Below are 16,440 nucleotides of genomic sequence, written 5' to 3'. Positions count from 1 at the left end.
GTTACGCCAGGCTGTCGCGCAGCCGCTTCTAGGCGGCCAGCCTTTCCTTCAGCCCCACGGTACCGCCGTTGATGCGGCGCGTGATTTCCACGAAGTCTTCCAGGTCGCCATCCGGCTTGTCGTGGTCGGCCAGTGCGTTCAGGCCGCGGCTGTCCCAGAACCACGCCGCCGACAGCGCCGCCACTTCCTTTGACACCAGCCTGTCCGGCACACCGACCAGGTCGAGCCCGAGCGCGTCACCGGCCTGGTGGTAATTGCTGCGGCCGGTCAGCTGGATCAGGCCGCGGCCGCGGAAACGGAAGCCGTCGCCGCTGGCTTCGTCGCCATTGCCCATCCGCCGCGCATAGACGAAGTTCGCCAGGCGCTCCGGATTCTGCACGAACGGCGTGGCGCTGGCTTCGTTGGGAAAGCGCTTCGGCCAGACGGCCATCAGCCGTGCCGGGGTGCGGTAGGACAAGGATTCCTCGAGCCGGTTGAAGTGGCCCGATTCATGGCTCGTCTGCGCGAGAAAGGCGCAAACACGGTCGCGCGTGGTGATGTGAAAACGATTCAATGCGCTATCGAGCGCGGCGGCCCAGTCGTCCGCATCCCTGCAGTCGGGGAATGCCCGCCGCAAGGTTTCTCCATTCAGCATGATGGCTCCTCAGGACCGGACACGGCTGTGCCCGGGTTGTCATGGCTGCTCCATCATCCAGCTTATTTCGCCTTGCGTCTTTTTCAAGTAACCTCGCTATCTTTTCGCGAGGAGTGCCACATGCCGACCCAACCGTTTTCGCGGTACCTGCTGGCCCAGGCCTACAACAATGCGTGGGCCGACCACCGGCTGCTGCGTGCCTGCGGCGCCCTGACGCAAGCCGAGTTCGAGGCCACGGGCCGCACGAGTTTCTTCCCCGGCATCCGGCATACGCTGAACCACAACCTCACCGTGCAGCGCTTCTATCTCGATGCGCTGTGGCGCGACTGGCATGGCGAACCGCCGCACCCGGACTACCAGAGCTTCTTCGAGCCCGAACAGCCTTACGCCACCTGCACGGCGCTCTGGCAGGCACAGCGGGAAAGCAACGATTCGCTGATCGCGTATTGCGCCGGACTGAGCGACGACGAGCTGGATAGGCAAGTGGTCATCGACCGTGGCGACGAGCTGCAGATCGATACCCGCCAGCGGCTGCTGGCGCACCTGTTCCAGCACCAGATCCACCACCGCGGCCAAGTGCACGCCATGCTGGCCGGCACCTCGGTCGCACCGCCGCAACTGGATGAGTTTTACTCGTCAGGCGAAGCCGACCTGCGCGCCCGCGACTTCGCCGAACTGGGCTGGACCGAAGAGCAGGTGTGGGGCGAGCAAATGCCGTAGTAAAAGAACCGGTGGCAGGCTCCGATTTCCAGGAAAAAAAACGGTGACAGTCACCAATTTCCAGGAAATGTTTCCAGAAAAACGGTGACAGTCACCAATTTCCAGGAAATGTTTCCGGAAAAATGGTGACTGTCACCGTTTTTGAATGCCGTTAAGTTAAGCGATACTTGATATATGAAAGCGCATGCATTCCCCCCCAACAGCGAAGGGCTGGGGTCAGGGAGGAGCGCTGGCCTACATGCCAGCACCGTTCCGCAGGCGCGAAGCATGCTTCGCGAAACCCCTGCTTCACCCCGGCGGGGCGTAGTCGGGGTTTCAAGGAGCATCGCTCCTTGCCGACGTAGCGATACTGGCTTGCAAGCCAGTATTCCTCCCTGACCCCGGAATTTGCACTTGGGGTGGCTTATCTAAGCGGCATTAGAGCCTGTCACCGGTTTTCCACGCTGCCGTCCAGCGCGTGCCGCGTGATCGCGCCATCGTCGCCGATCGCAATCCAGCCGCCGCGCGGCGGCAAGGATTCCGGTTCCCAATCCGGCAGCACGTAGCGCAGCTTGCCGCCGCGGGTGTGCAGGGCAGGGCGGTGCGTGTGGCCGTGGATCATCACGTCGGCGCCGGTTTGCGCGAAGACGTCGTCGATGGCCTGCGGCGTCACGTCCATGATCTCGTAGGATTTTTCGCCCTGGTCCTTGCGGCTGTTGTCGCGCAGGCCTGCGATGATCGCCTTGCGCTGCGCCAGCGGCATGGCCAGGAATTGCTGTTGCCAGCCGGGCTGGCGCACCTGAGCGCGGAAGGCCATGTACTTGACGTCGTCGGTGCATTGCGCGTCGCCGTGCACGAGCACGATGCGGCGGCCATGGTCTTCAATGAGCCAGGTTTCCGGCAGCAGGGTCAGGCCGGCGGCGACAGCGAAGCGTTCGCCGACGAGGAAATCGCGATTGCCGGCGATCCAGAAGACCTCGACACCGCCATCGGCCAGCGTGCGCAGCATGGCCGCGATACGGGCGTGGAAGGGATCGTCCAGGTCGTCGTCGCCGGCCCAGTATTCGAAGAGGTCGCCCAGCAGGTAAAGCCGCCGGGCGAAACGGGCCCGCTCATCGACGAAGCGCACGAAGGCTTCGGTCAGCGCGGGCCGGTCGACCTGCAGGTGCAGGTCGGAGATAAATAAGATCAAGGCAAAAACAAAGCTCGAAGCAAAGGTCGAGGCAATTAAGCCGCTTCGACTTTTTCGATGATCACGTCTTCCACCGGCACGTCGGCGAACATGCCGCTGCGCGTGGTCTTCACCTTGCGGATTTCATCGACGACTTCCTTGCCTTCGGTGACCACGCCGAACACGGCATAGCCCCAGCCATCCTGGCCCGGGTAGTCGAGGAAGCTGTTGTTCTTCACGTTGATGAAGAACTGCGCCGAGGCGGAGTGCGGGGCCGAGGTACGGGCCATCGCCAGCGTGTACGGCTCGTTCTTCAAGCCGTTCTTGGCTTCGTTTTCCACGGTCTGGTCGGCCGGCTTCTGCTTCATGCCCGGCTCGAAACCGCCGCCCTGGATCATGAAGCCATCGATCACGCGGTGGAAGATGGTGTTGTCGTAGTGGCCGGCCTTCGCATAGTTCAGGAAGTTCTCGACGGTCTTCGGCGCTTTTTCAGCGTCCAGCTCGGCAACGATCTTGCCCTTGTTCGTGGTGATGGTAATGGTGGTCATGGTCTTTTCCGTTGATTTGCAAGAGTATTCAGAAGAGGGCCGCGATATTACAGCAGCCCATGGCAAAACGCTATTTTACTGTGCCGGCGCCGGCGCTGCTCCGGACGCCGCGTCCGGCGCGGCCGCCGGCTGCGGTTCCGGCTGCGGCTGGGGTTCGGCCTGCGGCTGCGCGGCCTGGCCCGGCGGCTGCTTCGGCTCGATCGGCTTCTTCAGCACGGTGGCCGACTTGACGATGATCGGCGTGACCGGCACGTTCTGGAACACGAAGCTCTTGTCGTCCACCAGCACGCCCTTGATCTTGTCCACCACTTCGTAGCCGGAGATCACGCGGCCGAACACGGTATAGCCGACGCCGTCGAAGTTCGGATAGTCGAGCGCCATGTTGTCGGCCACGTTGATGAAGAATTGCGACGTGGCCGAGTTCGGGTTATCCATGCGCGCCATCGCCACCGAGTACATCACGTTGTTCAGGCCGTTCTTCGATTCGCTGGGAACCGGCGGGCGCGTGGGCTTGCCCTTCAGGTCCTTCGTGTAGCCGCCGCCCTGGATCATGAAGCCGTCGATCACGCGGTGGAAGATGGTGTCCTTGTAGAAGCCGCTCTTCACATACGCCAGGAAATTCGCCACCGACTTCGGCGCTTTTTCCTGGTTCAGCTCCAGCACGATCTCGCCGGCGGTGGTTTTCAGCGATACCTGCGGGTTGGCGGCGAACACCGAACCGGACAGCAGCAGCCCGGCAATCATGGTTCTGTAGTGCAGCTTATTGTTGTGCATGTTCCTGTCTTTCTTGCAGGGTGGATATTGAGCCCAGGTCATTTTATCAATGCTATACTTGGCGACGGCTTCCATTCTAGACCGTTCAGAGCGGGAAGCAGAACATGAGAACAGCCAGGCACCCTGCAGCGTCGTTTGCGGGGCGCCGGCGAAGAACTACGGCGGGTCTGTCCGACCCCAGGCGATCGAGAAAACCCGGTGCGGCACGTGCGATGCCGGCACCCGGTTTTCTCTTTGTGCGTTGGGGCAGGGCGCCGAAGAAAACAAGAGTCCGATGAGCAACTTAAAGATCTATAACACGCTGGCGCGCGACAAGCAGACGTTCACTCCAATGGAAGCGGGCAAGGTCCGCATGTATGTCTGCGGCATGACGGTCTACGACTACTGCCACGTGGGCCATGCGCGCATGATGATGGCGTTCGACGTCATCTACCGCTGGCTGAAGGCATCGGGCTACGACGTGCAATACGTGCGCAATGTCACGGACATCGAAGACAAGATCATCCGTCGAGCGGTCGACAACAACGAATCGATCTACTCGCTGACCTCGCGCTTCGAACGCTACATGGACGAGGACACCGAGGCACTCGGCATCCTGCCGCCGACCGACGTACCGCATGCCACGCAATATGTGCCGCAAATGCTGTCGATCATCGACAAGCTCGAGGCGAAAGGCCTGGCCTACCGCGCCGAGGACGGCGACGTGAACTATGCCGTGCGCGGCTTCGAAGGCTACGGCAAGCTGTCCGGCAAGTCGCTCGACGATCTGCGCGCCGGCGAGCGCGTGGACGTCAATACCGGCAAGCGCGATCCGCTCGACTTCGTGCTGTGGAAGGCTTCGAAGGAAAGCGAACCGGCCGAAGTGAAATGGGACTCCAAGTGGGGCAGTGGCCGCCCGGGCTGGCACATCGAATGCTCGGCGATGGCGTGCGCGCTGCTCGGCGAACAGTTCGACATCCATGGCGGCGGCCAGGACCTCCAATTCCCGCACCATGAAAACGAGATCGCCCAGTCCGAAGGGGCGTTCGGCAAGCCCCTGGCGAACTACTGGATCCACAACGGCTTCGTGCGCGTCGATAACGAGAAGATGTCGAAGTCCCTCGGCAATTTCTTCACCATCCGCGACGTGCTGAAGAAATTCGATGCCGAAGTGGTGCGCTTCTTCATCCTGCGCGCCCACTACCGCAGCCCACTGAATTATTCCGACACGCATATCGAGGATGCCCGCGGCGCGCTGACCCGTCTCTACACGGCCCTCGACGGCGTGCAGGGCGACGGCGCGGAACTGGACTGGAACGAGCCGCATGCGCAACGCTTCGCGGAAGCGATGGACGATGACTTCAACACCCCGATCGCGGTCGCCGTACTGTTCGACCTGGCCTCGGAAGTGAACCGGTCGAAGTCGCCGGAAGCGGTGCGCCAGCTGAAGGGCCTGGCCGCCGTGCTGGGCCTGCTGGAGCGCAACCCGCAGGAATTCCTGCAGGCCGGCGTGGCCGACGGCTTCGGCGAAGTGGCCATCCTCGAGGCGATCGCGGCGCGCGCTGCGGCGAAGAAGGCGCGCGACTTCGCGCAGGCGGACAAGATCCGCGCCGACCTGCTGGCTGCCGGCGTCGTCCTCGAGGACAAGCCCGACGGCACGACGAACTGGCGCCGCGCATAATGGTGCTCCAGTCCAGGGATAAATCGGGCGGCACGGGCCGCCAGGTGGCCGTGCCGCCATACTGGGAAGAGGCCAAGGCCGAGCTGATGCGGCGCGACCGCATCATGAACAAGCTCATTCCCCAGTTCGGCGACCTGCACCTGGTGGGGCACGACGACCCGTTCACCACCCTGGCGCGCTCCATCGTCAACCAGCAGGTCACGCCCAAGGCCGCCAGCGCGGCATGGCAGAAGCTGCTGGTGGCGATCCCCAAATTCACCCCCGCGCTCGTCATCAAGGCTGGCGCGGAAGAACTGGCCGCGTGCGGCCTCTCCAAGCGCAAGACGGAATACATCCTCGACCTGGCCGACAATTTCAAGGCAAAGAAGGTGCATGCCGGCGAGTGGCACCAGATGGAAGATGAAGCCGTGATTGCGGAGCTGGTCCAGATTCGCGGCATCACGCGCTGGACAGCGGAAATGTTCCTGATCTTTAACCTGCTGCGGCCCAACGTGCTGCCGCTGGACGACCCGCGCCTGATCGCGGGCATCAGCCACAACTATTTTTCCGGCGAGCCTGTTTCCCGCAGCGATGCGCGCGAGGTGGCGGCCAACTGGGAACCGTATCGCACTGTCGCCACCTGGTATTTATGGCGTAGCCTCGATCCTGTTCCGGTAGAATAGCCAAAAAAATTTTGAAGCCTCGCCCGCTCCGCCTGCGCGAGCGCGCCCTGGGTTCATACTCTCGGAGGACCAATGACCAAAACTACTTTCCTCAATTTTGAGCAGCCCATCGCGGAGCTCGATTCCAAGATTGAAGAGCTGCGCTTCGTGCAGGATGATTCCGCCGTCGACATTTCGGAAGAAATCGACCGCCTCGCCAAGAAGAGCCAGCAACTGACCAAGGATATCTACGCCAAGCTCACGCCGTGGCAGGTATCGCAGATCGCCCGCCACCCGCAGCGGCCCTACACGATGGATTACGTGAACGAGATCTTCACGGACTTCCATGAACTGCATGGCGACCGCACCTATGCCGACGACCAGTCGATCGTCGGCGGCCTGGCCCGCTTCAATGGCCAGCCCTGCATGGTGATCGGCCACCAGAAGGGCCGCGACACGAAGGAACGCGCGCTGCGCAACTTCGGCATGCCCAAGCCGGAAGGCTACCGCAAGGCCATGCGCCTGATGAAGGTGGCCGAGAAATTCAACCTGCCGATCTTCACCTTCGTCGACACGCCCGGCGCCTTCCCCGGCATCGATGCCGAAGAGCGCGGCCAGTCCGAAGCGATCGGCCACAACCTGTACGTGATGGCCGAACTGAAGGTGCCGCTGATCGCCACCATCATCGGCGAAGGCGGCTCCGGCGGCGCGCTGGCGATTGCCGTCGGCGACTCCGTGCTGATGCTGCAATACGCCACGTATTCCGTGATCTCTCCGGAAGGCTGCGCATCGATCCTGTGGAAGACGGCCGAACGCGCCTCCGAAGCCGCCGAAGCGCTGGGCCTGACCGCGCACCGCCTGAAGGCCATGGGCCTGGTCGACAAGATCGTTTCCGAACCGCTGGGCGGCGCCCACCGCGACCCGAAGGAAATGGCGCGCCTGCTGAAGCGCGCGCTGGCAGATTCGCTGCGCCAGTTCCAGGGCGTCAAGACAAAGGACCTGCTCGAACAGCGCCACCAGAAGCTGATGAGCTACGGCAAGTTCAAGGAAACCACGTCGCCGGAATAATCCGCGACAACGTTGCTTCAAAATGGGAACGGACCGCCGATGGGGTCCGGCCCTGTTCTCCCGCTAGTGCGCCATCACGCATCCTTTCACCCCCATGGCAAACCCTAGGGTCAGACCCGACGGGTCTGACCCTGGCACCTGCCTTTGGGTTCCGCATGAAGTCCCGACACACAAGCCTCCCGCAAGTCTTTGCCGGCGAGGTCTCCAGGCTTCCCCGCGAAGCCGGCCAGCCCATCGCCATCGCCTACAGCGGCGGCCTCGATTCTTCCGTCCTGCTGCACCTGGCCCGCGCCACCGTCGACGGCGCGCCGCTGTTCGCCTTCCACATCCACCACGGCCTGAGCCCGAGCGCCGATGCCTGGGAAGCCCACTGCGCCGCCGAATGCGAAAAGCTCGGCATCACTTTCGCCGCGCGCCGGGTCACCCTGGCGGACCGCAAATCCGGCACCGAAGCCTCGGCGCGCCAGGCACGCTATGCGGCGCTGGGAGAGCTGTGCCGCGAACATGGCGTGGCGCTGCTGCTGACGGCGCATCACCTCGATGATCAAGCCGAGACGATCCTGCTGCAACTCGCACGGGGTGCCGGCCCGGCCGGCCTGTCCGGCATGGATGCCTTCAACACGGCACCGGGCCTGCTGGGCAGCGCCGACATCCTGCTGGCGCGCCCGCTGCTGGAAGCCTCGCGCGCCCAGCTCGAAGCCCACGCAAGCGCGCACGGCATCGCGCACATCGACGACGAATCGAACAGCGACACCCGCTACGCCCGCAACGCGCTGCGCCACACGGTGATGCCGGCGCTGGCCGTGGCGTTCCCCGGCTACCAGGAGCGCTTTGCCCGCAGCGCCGCGCATGCCCGCTCGGCCCAGCGCCTGCTGACTGAGCTGGCCGAGCAGGACCTGCAGGCCGGGCTGGCGGAGGGCAGCATCGCCGTCGACCATCTGCGCGCGCTGGGCGAAGACCGCCGCAACAACCTGCTGCGCCACTGGTTCGGCGTGCGCGGCATCCGCATCCCGTCCGCCGCGTGGCTGGCCGAGATGATCGCCCAGTTGCTGGAAGCGCGCGATGGCGCGGAACTGCTCGTCACGCACCCCGACTGCGAAGTGCGCCGCCACCGCGGCCGGGTGCACCTGGTGCCGAAACCGAAGGAACTGGCGGGCGCCGAGGAAGACGAGTACGACGAACGCCCCGTCCAGCACTTCCGCTGGAACGGCGAAGCGTCGATCGCGTTCCCCGACTATGGCGGCACGCTGCATTTCGAGCCGGCGGAGGAGGGCATCGCCGCCGATTGGCTGCAACAGCAGCAACTGACGATCTCGTTCCGCCGCGGCGGCGAGCGCGTCAAGCTCGCACCGAACCGGCCCACGCGCGGCCTGAAGCAGCACCACCAGTCGCTGGGCACGCCGGCCTGGGAGCGTTCGCGCCTGCCGGTGGTCGGCATTCCGGGCCGACTGTTGTATGCGGCCGGCATCGGCATGGATTGCCATTATGTTGCCACTGACGCGAATTTCCGCGTAGCACTGCGCTGGCAGGCCGAATAAAGTTCGGCGACCCAGCCATATTCTTATGAGCTTATGCCCTAAGTGTATGACTTCATTACTTTTTTGACTTGTCCTTTTGCATTGCAGCAGGTACAGTAAAAGGCTCTTTACTTCAACCGATTGAAAAACGCAATGGCTTTAATCGTTCATAAATACGGCGGTACGTCGATGGGTTCGACGGACCGTATCAAGAACGTCGCGCGCCGTGTCGCCAAATGGCACGATGCGGGACACCAGGTGGTGGTGGTGCCGTCGGCAATGTCCGGCGAGACCAATCGCCTGATCGCGCTGGCCAAGGAAATCCAGAATCCGCCCGACCCGCGCGAACTGGACATGATCGCCTCGACCGGCGAACAGGTATCCGTCGGCCTGCTGTCGATGGCCCTGCAGGCGATCGGCAAGGCCGCCGTGTCGTACGCCGGCTGGCAGGTCGGCATCAAGACCGACTCCGCGTTCACCAAGGCGCGCATCCAGTCGATCGACGACAAGCGCGTGCGCGCCGACCTGGACCAGAACAAGATCGTGATCATCACGGGCTTCCAGGGCGTGGACGAGAACAGCAACATCGCCACGCTGGGCCGCGGCGGTTCCGATACTTCCGCCGTGGCGATCGCCGCCGCGCTGAAGGCGGACGAGTGCCTGATCTACACCGACGTGGATGGCGTCTACACGACCGATCCGCGCGTGGTATCGGAAGCGCGCCGCCTGAAGCACATCACCTTCGAAGAGATGCTGGAAATGGCATCGCTGGGTTCGAAAGTACTGCAGACGCGCTCGGTGGAATTCGCCGGCAACTACCGCGTGCCCACGCGCGTGCTGTCGTCGCTGACCGACCCGCTGATGGACCTGGCCGAGGAAGCCAAGTCCGGTACCCTGATTTCGTTTGAGGAAGACAATATGGAACAAGCAGTCATCTCCGGCATCGCCTTCAACCGCGATGAAGCCAAAATCACCGTGATGGGCGTGCCCGACCGTCCGGGCGTGGCTTACCACATCCTGGGCCCGGTGGCCGACGCCAATATCGAAGTGGACATGATCATCCAGAACCAGTCCGTCGAAGGCAAGACCGACTTCACGTTCACCGTTTCCCGCAACGACTACAACAAGGCACTGGAAGTGCTGGAAGGCCAGAAGGGCGAACTCGGCTTCGCTTCGCTGATCGGCGACGCGAAAGTGTCGAAGATTTCCGTGGTCGGCGTGGGCATGCGCAGCCACGTCGGCGTGGCCTCGCAGATGTTCCGCACCCTGGCCGACGAAAGCATCAACATCATGATGATCTCGACCTCCGAGATCAAGATTTCCGTGCTGATCGACGAGAAATACATGGAGCTGGCCGTGCGCGCGCTGCACAAGGCATTTGAACTCGAAAAAGAGTGAATATTTCAGAAAAAAACCGCCGATTTCCTTGACCAAACAGGTCGCGGCAATTACTATGGCGGGCATCTGATCTGACGCAGAAATGTTGCAGAAAAGATGATAGGTGAGTAATCATCTAGGAGACGTGGCCGAGTGGCCGAAGGCACTTCCCTGCTAAGGAAGCATATGGCTTATACCCGTATCGTGGGTTCGAATCCCACCGTCTCCGCCAGAACAAAAGAAAATGGCATCCCCTGCGGGATGCCATTTTTTTTTGTCTGGACGGTAGACGGTGGGATTCGAAGACCAGGCCCTGCCGGGCCTGGGCTCTCCGAATCGTCCATTTTGCTGGCGCTTGGCGCCAGTTGCGTCTCCGCCAGAACAAAGTAAAACGGCCTCCCCTGCGGGAGGCCGTTTTGCTTTGTCTGGACGGTAGACGGTGGGATTCGAAGACCAGGCCCTGCCGGGCCTGGGCTATCCGAATCGTCCATTCTGCTGGCGCTTGGCGCCAGTTGCGTCTCCGCCAGAACAAAGTAAAACGGCCTCCCCTGCGGGAGGCCGTTTTGCTTTGTCTGGACGGTAGACGGTGGGATTCGAAGACCAGGCCCTGCCGGGCCTGGGCTCTCCGAATCGCCATTTGCCGCAGCTCCGCTGCGGCTCCGCCGGCGCTTCGCGCTGGCGCTCGTTCCCTCACTTCTTTCGTCTCCGCCAGAGCAAAGCCGCTGTCTCCGCCAGAACAAAAAAATGGTATCCCTTACGGGCTGCCATTTTCTTGTCTGCCCGCCGCTCTGGCACGCACTTCGTGAACTCCCAGGCGCGCTTTGCGTCGCTGCAATTGCTTAAGCGTCCTCACCAGCAAGCGCCCTGAGCGGTGACGCCGGTTTCGTGACCGCACTCCATAAAGCGCGCGCCACATCTTGGGGATGCGTAACCGGGCCGGGCGCTTACATCCAGCCGAATACCGTATCCAGCATGGACCTGTAGACCTGCGGCACATCACCCTGCATGCAACTATGCGCACGCGTGCCGGATCGGGTATCAGGCGCGTGTCGCGCCGTGCAGCCGAAAGACCGCCGTCGACCCTATGTCATGTACGCCATTCATACCTTGTATGACGTTCATGCGATTTACCAATACATGTCTACCTTCTAACATGATCCATGCCCGGCGACCAAGACCGGCCCCTCGCGCTCCGGCCCACGCTGGAGCAACACAACATCATGGAGACATTTATGTACGGTGCAACCACCAGTTCGGAGGCGGCAGGCGTCGTCGCCGGCGACGACACGGACGACGCGCTCTACCGCAAGATTTCCCGCCGTATCATTCCCTTCCTGTTCATCTGCTATGTCGTGTCGTTCCTCGACCGCATCAACATCGGCTTCGCCCAGTTGCAAATGAAACAGGACCTGGGCTTTTCCGACGCCATGTATGGCCTGGGCGCCGCGGTGTTCTATATCGGCTACGTGCTGTTCGAAGTCCCCAGCAACCTGCTGCTGGCGAAATACGGTGCCCGCAAGACCTTCGTTCGCATCATGCTGCTGTGGGGCGCGGCGTCCGTGGCGATGGGGTGGGTGCAGACGCCGACCCAGTTCTATGCGCTGCGCTTTGCACTGGGTGTCTTCGAGGCCGGTTTCTTCCCTGGCATCGTGCTGTATCTCACTTACTGGTACCCGCCGCTGCGCCGGGCATCGGTGCTGGCGTATTTCTTCGCGGGCGTGGCTGTCGCCGGCGTCCTGGGTGGCCTGGTGTCGGGCTGGATCATGCGCGACATGGCGGATGTATTGGGCATGAAGGGCTGGCAGTGGATGTTCATCATCGAGGGATCGCCCGCTCTGGTACTCGCGGTGATTGCCTGTTACTGGCTGGACGATACGCCGGCGAACGCCAGCTGGCTGAACGGTTCGGAAAAGGCGCGCGTGGCGGCGAACCTCGGGCAGACGGCCGGGGCCCCCGATGCGCATGGCAAGGGCAAGGCCGCGGCCTGGTTCCGCAATCCCCGCCTGTATGTCTTCGCCTTCATCTACTTCGCCGTTACATGCGGGGCGCTGACCCTGAGCTTCTGGATGCCGATCATGATTCGCGATTTCGGTGTCGGCGACGTGGTGCAGGTCAGCCTGTACTCGGTGATTCCCAATGCGATCGGTGCGCTTGGCGTGCTCGTGATCGCCCGCATGGCCGACCGCAATGCGCGCCATCGCAGCTTCTTTGCCGCGTGCACGATCGGCGGGGCGATCGCACTCGCCGCACTGACGACTCATCCTTCCAGCCTGGCCGTCGCGCTGGCACTGCTGTCGGTCGCCACCACGCTGATCTTCTCGGCCCTGCCCATTTTCTGGGCCATGCCGACAGCCATGCTGCCGCCTGCGGCACGCGCGGGTGGTATCGCCTTGATCAGCAGCGTGGGGATTACCAGCGGCATCGTGGCGCCCTGGGTCATCGGCCAGATCAAGACGGCGACCGGCAGCATGGATAACGCGCTGTATATCCTCAGCGGCCTGCTTGCCGCCGGCGCGGTCGTCCTGCTGGCAGGCGTGCGCAACGCGCAGGAGAAAGCATGATCAGTCGGCTGGCCAACGCGGCCTGTGTCGCCGTGCCCCTGGCCAGTGCCCTGCCTGCAAGGTGGCCAAGGCATCGGTGCCGGCGCAACCCAGGCGCGGCGGCACCGGCATTACTCCAGACGGCCGTCGATCCGTGACGCCGGAATCGCGCACGCCCCGGAAAGGGGCGTGCCGCAGGCATGCATTGGAGTGCGATCAGCGGGCGGCGAGCAACGTGCCGGACGCTTCGCCGAAGCCGATGCGCGGCAAGCCCGGCCGCGTGGCACGGCCGCGCAGCACGACACGATCGCCGTCATCGAGGAAGACGCGCTGCTCGCCATTCGGCAGCGTCAGCGGCTGCTTGCCACCGGCGCTCAGTTCCAGCAGCGATCCGGCTTCCGCCGCTTTCGGGCCGGACTGGGTCCCCGATCCCAGCAAGTCGCCGGGGCGCAGCGCGCAGCCATTGACGGTATGGTGGGCCACCAGCTGGGCCACGGTCCAGTAGGAGTGCCGGAAGTTCGAGGTCGCAATGACGGCCGGCGCCTGGCCTTCGCGGCGCATGGTTTCCGTTTGCAGCAGCACGTCCAGTTCGATGTCGAAGCCTCCGCTGGTGCGCAGTGCCGGATAGTCCAGGTAAGGCAGTGGCTGCGGATCGGCGGCGTCGCGTTGCCAGGCCGCGCGGTAGGGCGCAAGCGCCTCGGTCGTCACGATCCAGGGCGAGATCGTGGTGGCGAAGTTCTTCGACAGGAACGGGCCCAGTGGCTGGTATTCCCACGCTTGCAGGTCGCGCGCCGACCAGTCGTTCAGCAGGCACAGGCCGAACACGTGCTCCTCGGCGTGGTCAACGGCGATCGGCTCGCCCGCGGCATTGCCGCCGCCGACGAAGATGCCGACTTCCAGCTCGAAATCCATCCGCCTGGCGGGGCCGAACACCGGTTCGGTCTCGGTGGCGCCGCGGGTCTGGCCGCGTGGACGGTGGAACGCCTGGCCGGACACGCCGATCGTGGACGAGCGCCCGTGGTAGCCGATCGGCACCCACTTGTAGTTCGGCAGCAGGGGATTGTCGGGCCGGAACAGCTTGCCCACAGCCGTCGCGTGGTGGATCGACGTATAAAAGTCCGTGTAGTCGCCGATGGTGGCCGGCACGGTAAACTCGGCATCGGACTGCGCGACCAGCAGCTCGGGACGTGGCGGCGCGTCGCTGCGCAGCAGGCGCGACAGGGCAAGGCGCAACGCCGACCAGGCCTGCGGGCCTGCGGCCATCAGTGCGTTCAGGCTGTCGCGGGAGCCCAGCGCCGCAGCCTCGCGCGCGGCGGAATCCGCGCCGGCGAGCGCATCGCCGAGCGCGGACAGGTCGACGATCTGGTCGCCGATCGCGACGCCACCGCGGAACGCTTCGCTGCTGCCGGCACGGCGGAACACTGCAAACGGCAGGTTCTGGATGGGAAAATCAGCACCGGCTTCATTGGCCGATTTGACCCAGCTGGTCAGTGCTGCGTCATGGGTTTCGTTGAGTTGGATGCTCATGCGCGTGGATCCTTGAAATGCTTGTTAAAACCTTGCCAGCACTGATAGTAGTCCGGCTGCAGTTGGGGCGAGGCGAGGGCGGCGGCGGTAGGGCGAATCACGTCGCGAGTCTCGAACATGAAGGCCATCGTGGCATCGACCTTGTGCGGCCGGGTCGTGTCGGCGACGCTGGCTTTCTCGAACGTGGGGGCATCCGGGCCGTGGCCGCTCATACAGTTGTGCAGGCTCGCGCCGCCCGGGCGGAAGCCCTCCGACTTGGCGTCGTACTGGCCATCGATCAGGCCCATGAATTCGCTGGCCACGTTCCGGTGGAACCAGGGCGGCCGGAACGTGTTCTCCGCGGCCAGCCAGCGTGGCGGGAAGATCACGAAGTCCAGCGTGTCCACACCCGGCGTGTCGCTCGGCGACTGCAGTACCAGGAAGATCGACGGATCGGGGTGGTCATAGCTGATCGAGCCGATCGTGTTGAAGTGGCGCAGGTCGTACTTGTAGGGCGCGTAGTTGCCGTGCCAGGCGACCACGTCGAGCGGCGAATGGCCGATCGAAGCGCGCCACAGGTTGCCGGCGAACTTGGCCACCAGCTCGAAGTCGCCTTCGCGGTCTTCGAAGGCCGCCTGCGGCGTCAGGAAGTCGCGCGGGTTGGCCAGGCCGTTGGAGCCGATCACGCCCAGGTCGGGCAGCCGCAGCAGGGCGCCGAAGTTCTCGCAGACATAGCCGCGCGCCTGGCCGTCGGGCAACGTCACCTGGAAACGCACGCCGCGCGGGATCACGGCGATCTCCTGCGGTTCCACATCGACGACGCCCAGTTCGGTGGCGATGTGCAGCCGGCCCTGTTGCGGCACGATCAGCAGCTCGCCGTCCGCGTCATAGAAATAGCGGCCCTCCATCGGCTCGTTCGCGGCGTACAGGTGGATGCCCACGCCGGCGTTGCCGGCCATCGTCACCCAGCCATCGATGAAGTCGGTCGGGGTGTCCGGCATCGGCAGCGGGTCCCAGCGCAACTGGTTCGGCGGCGCCTCCAGCGCACTGAAGTCGCTGACGATGCCGCCGTTGTCCAGCCGGGTGAACGGCTGGTGCATGGCCCCGGGCCTGATGCGGTACAGCCAGCTGCGCCGGTTCTGCGCGCGCGGCGCCGTAAAGGCGGTGCCGGACAGCTGCTCCGTGTACAGGCCGTAGGGTGCCCGCTGCGGCGAGTTCCGGTGCTGTGGCAGGGCGCCAGGCAATGCTTCGGTGGCGAACTCGTTGCCAAAGCCGGACAGGTAGCCCGGATTCAGGTCGGTCTTGTTCACATTGTCTCCTGGATGAAAGCGTGATGCCACTGTAGACCATTAGCGTGCTGAATGCGAAAATGTCGACTATTCACCTTAGAAATAGATGCGACATGGAACTGCGCGACCTGGACCTGAACCTCCTCCTGGTGTTCCAGGAGGTGTTTCGCGAGCGGCAGATTTCCGCCGCGGCGCGCCGGCTGCGCCTCACGCAATCGGCCGTCAGCAATGCTCTCGCGAGGTTGCGCCGCGCCACCGGAGACGACTTGTTCGTGCGCGTTGCCGCCGGCATGCAGCCGACGCCGTATGCGGAGCGCATGGCCGAGCCGGTAGCGACGGCGCTGGCGCACCTGGAACAGGCTTTGGCGCCGGTCCAGCCGTTCGACCCGGCAACGAGCCGGCGCCGCTTCACGATCGCCATGACCGACGTGGGCGAGGTGTATTTCATGCCGCGCCTGGTCGAGCTGTGCGGCGCGGCGGCGCCCGGTGTGCAGATCGCCTCGATACGGGTCGGCACGCCGGGCCTGCGCGAGGAGATGGAAGCGGGCCGCGTCGATCTCGCGATCGGCGCGTTCGACGATGCGCCCGAGGCGCTGTACCAGCGCCGCCTGTTCCGGCAAGACCATGTATGCCTGTTCCGGGCAGGGCACCCGCTTGCCGCCGGACCGCTGACGGTCAAGCGCCTGGTCGGCGTGCGGCACCTGGTGGTGGCCGCGCTCGAGAGCCCGTATGACGGCATCAACACGGCATTGCAAAAAGCCGGCATCCTCGGCGCCGCCAGTTTCTCGGTCCCGCATTTCTCGGCCGCCCCGTATATCGTCAGTACCACCGACCTGGTGGTGACGGTGCCGCAGAAACTGGCCGAGCGGGTCGCCGCGCCATTCGGCCTGGTGTACGTGAAATCGCCGTTGCCCCTCGCCGCGCTGCAGACGAACGTGTTCTGGCACCGGCGCTACAACCAGGACGAAGGCAACCGCTGGCTGCGCACCCTTGTCGTGGAGGCGTTCGGCGAATAG

Annotated in this window: 13 protein-coding genes, 1 tRNA gene and 1 pseudogene; 9 read left to right on the top strand and 6 right to left on the bottom strand. The window is 63.9% G+C overall.

The features are described from left to right. Positions 1-28: 28 nt before the first annotated feature. Positions 29-634 carry a glycoside hydrolase family 19 protein gene (locus EYF70_RS17485; RefSeq protein ID WP_131146549.1) on the bottom strand — a complete coding sequence of 202 codons (606 nt, stop codon included), beginning with the start codon at positions 632-634 and terminating at the stop codon, positions 29-31. 120 nt (positions 635-754) lie between these two features. Here EYF70_RS17485 and EYF70_RS17480 point away from each other — a divergent pair, with 120 nt between their 5' ends. Further along, a complete protein-coding gene (locus tag EYF70_RS17480; protein WP_131146548.1) occupies positions 755-1,354 on the top strand; it encodes a DinB family protein in 600 nt (199 codons plus the stop codon). A 427-nt stretch (positions 1,355-1,781) separates the two neighbouring features. On the opposite strand, the gene EYF70_RS17475 is transcribed toward EYF70_RS17480, so the two are convergent. The 3 genes and pseudogenes from EYF70_RS17475 to EYF70_RS17465 all read right to left on the bottom strand — a co-directional run. Beyond that, complete coding sequence (locus EYF70_RS17475) at positions 1,782-2,525, bottom strand: UDP-2,3-diacylglucosamine diphosphatase (RefSeq protein ID WP_229420429.1); 744 nt, start codon at positions 2,523-2,525, stop codon at positions 1,782-1,784. Between the two features lie 35 nt (positions 2,526-2,560). Next, positions 2,561-3,052 (bottom strand): peptidylprolyl isomerase, encoded by a 492-nt coding sequence (locus EYF70_RS17470; protein ID WP_130185100.1) that lies wholly within the window; start codon positions 3,050-3,052, stop codon positions 2,561-2,563. Positions 3,053-3,256: 204 nt separating this feature from the next. Next, positions 3,257-3,826, bottom strand: a pseudogene (locus EYF70_RS17465) (peptidylprolyl isomerase); the annotation flags it as partial. Positions 3,827-4,100: 274 nt separating this feature from the next. Between EYF70_RS17465 and cysS the strand changes: the two are divergent. The 7 genes from cysS (at position 4,101) to EYF70_RS17430 (ending at position 12,650) form a co-directional block, all read left to right on the top strand. Then, complete coding sequence (gene cysS, locus EYF70_RS17460) at positions 4,101-5,486, top strand: cysteine--tRNA ligase (protein WP_131146545.1); 1,386 nt, start codon at positions 4,101-4,103, stop codon at positions 5,484-5,486. Next, positions 5,486-6,148, top strand: a complete 663-nt coding sequence (locus EYF70_RS17455; RefSeq protein ID WP_131146544.1) for a DNA-3-methyladenine glycosylase family protein — start codon at positions 5,486-5,488, stop codon at positions 6,146-6,148. Before cysS ends, EYF70_RS17455 begins: the two co-directional genes overlap by 1 nt. Before the next feature lie 72 nt (positions 6,149-6,220). After that, positions 6,221-7,195 (top strand): acetyl-CoA carboxylase carboxyltransferase subunit alpha, encoded by a 975-nt coding sequence (locus EYF70_RS17450; protein WP_131146543.1) that lies wholly within the window; start codon positions 6,221-6,223, stop codon positions 7,193-7,195. A 155-nt stretch (positions 7,196-7,350) separates the two neighbouring features. Continuing rightward, complete coding sequence (gene tilS, locus EYF70_RS17445; RefSeq protein WP_131146542.1) at positions 7,351-8,733, top strand: tRNA lysidine(34) synthetase TilS; 1,383 nt, start codon at positions 7,351-7,353, stop codon at positions 8,731-8,733. A gap of 132 nt (positions 8,734-8,865) precedes the next feature. Then, on the top strand, positions 8,866-10,110 hold the full coding sequence (locus EYF70_RS17440; RefSeq protein WP_131146541.1) for an aspartate kinase: 1,245 nt from the start codon (positions 8,866-8,868) through the stop codon (positions 10,108-10,110). Positions 10,111-10,228: 118 nt separating this feature from the next. Then, positions 10,229-10,321 (top strand) — tRNA-Ser (locus tag EYF70_RS17435). 1,000 nt (positions 10,322-11,321) lie between these two features. After that, complete coding sequence (locus tag EYF70_RS17430) at positions 11,322-12,650, top strand: MFS transporter (protein WP_131146540.1); 1,329 nt, start codon at positions 11,322-11,324, stop codon at positions 12,648-12,650. 195 nt (positions 12,651-12,845) lie between these two features. On the opposite strand, the gene fahA is transcribed toward EYF70_RS17430, so the two are convergent. Further along, positions 12,846-14,156 (bottom strand): fumarylacetoacetase, encoded by a 1,311-nt coding sequence (gene fahA / locus EYF70_RS17425; protein ID WP_131146539.1) that lies wholly within the window; start codon positions 14,154-14,156, stop codon positions 12,846-12,848. Beyond that, the gene (hmgA, locus tag EYF70_RS17420) at positions 14,153-15,445 is read right to left on the bottom strand and encodes a homogentisate 1,2-dioxygenase (RefSeq protein ID WP_131146538.1); all 1,293 of its coding nucleotides are present in this window, start codon (positions 15,443-15,445) and stop codon (positions 14,153-14,155) included. The genes fahA and hmgA overlap by 4 nt, the downstream gene beginning before the upstream one ends. 92 nt (positions 15,446-15,537) lie before the next feature. Between hmgA and EYF70_RS17415 the strand changes: the two genes are divergently transcribed. Continuing rightward, on the top strand, positions 15,538-16,440 hold the full coding sequence (locus EYF70_RS17415) for a LysR family transcriptional regulator (protein WP_131146537.1): 903 nt from the start codon (positions 15,538-15,540) through the stop codon (positions 16,438-16,440).

It is taken from the genome of Pseudoduganella albidiflava (assembly GCF_004322755.1).
Taxonomy (GTDB): Bacteria; Pseudomonadota; Gammaproteobacteria; order Burkholderiales; family Burkholderiaceae_D; genus Rugamonas; species Rugamonas albidiflava.
This window is presented reverse-complemented; position numbering and strand designations above follow the sequence as displayed.

Excerpts from the sequence above, each read along its gene's own strand:
- EYF70_RS17485 (WP_131146549.1), bottom strand. The coding sequence starts at position 634 with ATGCTGAATGGAGAAACCTTGCGGCGGGCATTCCCCGACTGCAGGGAT.
- EYF70_RS17480 (WP_131146548.1), top strand. The coding sequence starts at position 755 with ATGCCGACCCAACCGTTTTCGCGGTACCTGCTGGCCCAGGCCTACAAC.
- EYF70_RS17470 (WP_130185100.1), bottom strand. The coding sequence starts at position 3,052 with ATGACCACCATTACCATCACCACGAACAAGGGCAAGATCGTTGCCGAG.
- cysS (WP_131146545.1), top strand. The coding sequence starts at position 4,101 with ATGAGCAACTTAAAGATCTATAACACGCTGGCGCGCGACAAGCAGACG.
- EYF70_RS17455 (WP_131146544.1), top strand. The coding sequence starts at position 5,486 with ATGGTGCTCCAGTCCAGGGATAAATCGGGCGGCACGGGCCGCCAGGTG.
- EYF70_RS17450 (WP_131146543.1), top strand. The coding sequence starts at position 6,221 with ATGACCAAAACTACTTTCCTCAATTTTGAGCAGCCCATCGCGGAGCTC.
- tilS (WP_131146542.1), top strand. The coding sequence starts at position 7,351 with ATGAAGTCCCGACACACAAGCCTCCCGCAAGTCTTTGCCGGCGAGGTC.
- EYF70_RS17440 (WP_131146541.1), top strand. The coding sequence starts at position 8,866 with ATGGCTTTAATCGTTCATAAATACGGCGGTACGTCGATGGGTTCGACG.
- EYF70_RS17430 (WP_131146540.1), top strand. The coding sequence starts at position 11,322 with ATGTACGGTGCAACCACCAGTTCGGAGGCGGCAGGCGTCGTCGCCGGC.
- fahA (WP_131146539.1), bottom strand. The coding sequence starts at position 14,156 with ATGAGCATCCAACTCAACGAAACCCATGACGCAGCACTGACCAGCTGG.
- EYF70_RS17415 (WP_131146537.1), top strand. The coding sequence starts at position 15,538 with ATGGAACTGCGCGACCTGGACCTGAACCTCCTCCTGGTGTTCCAGGAG.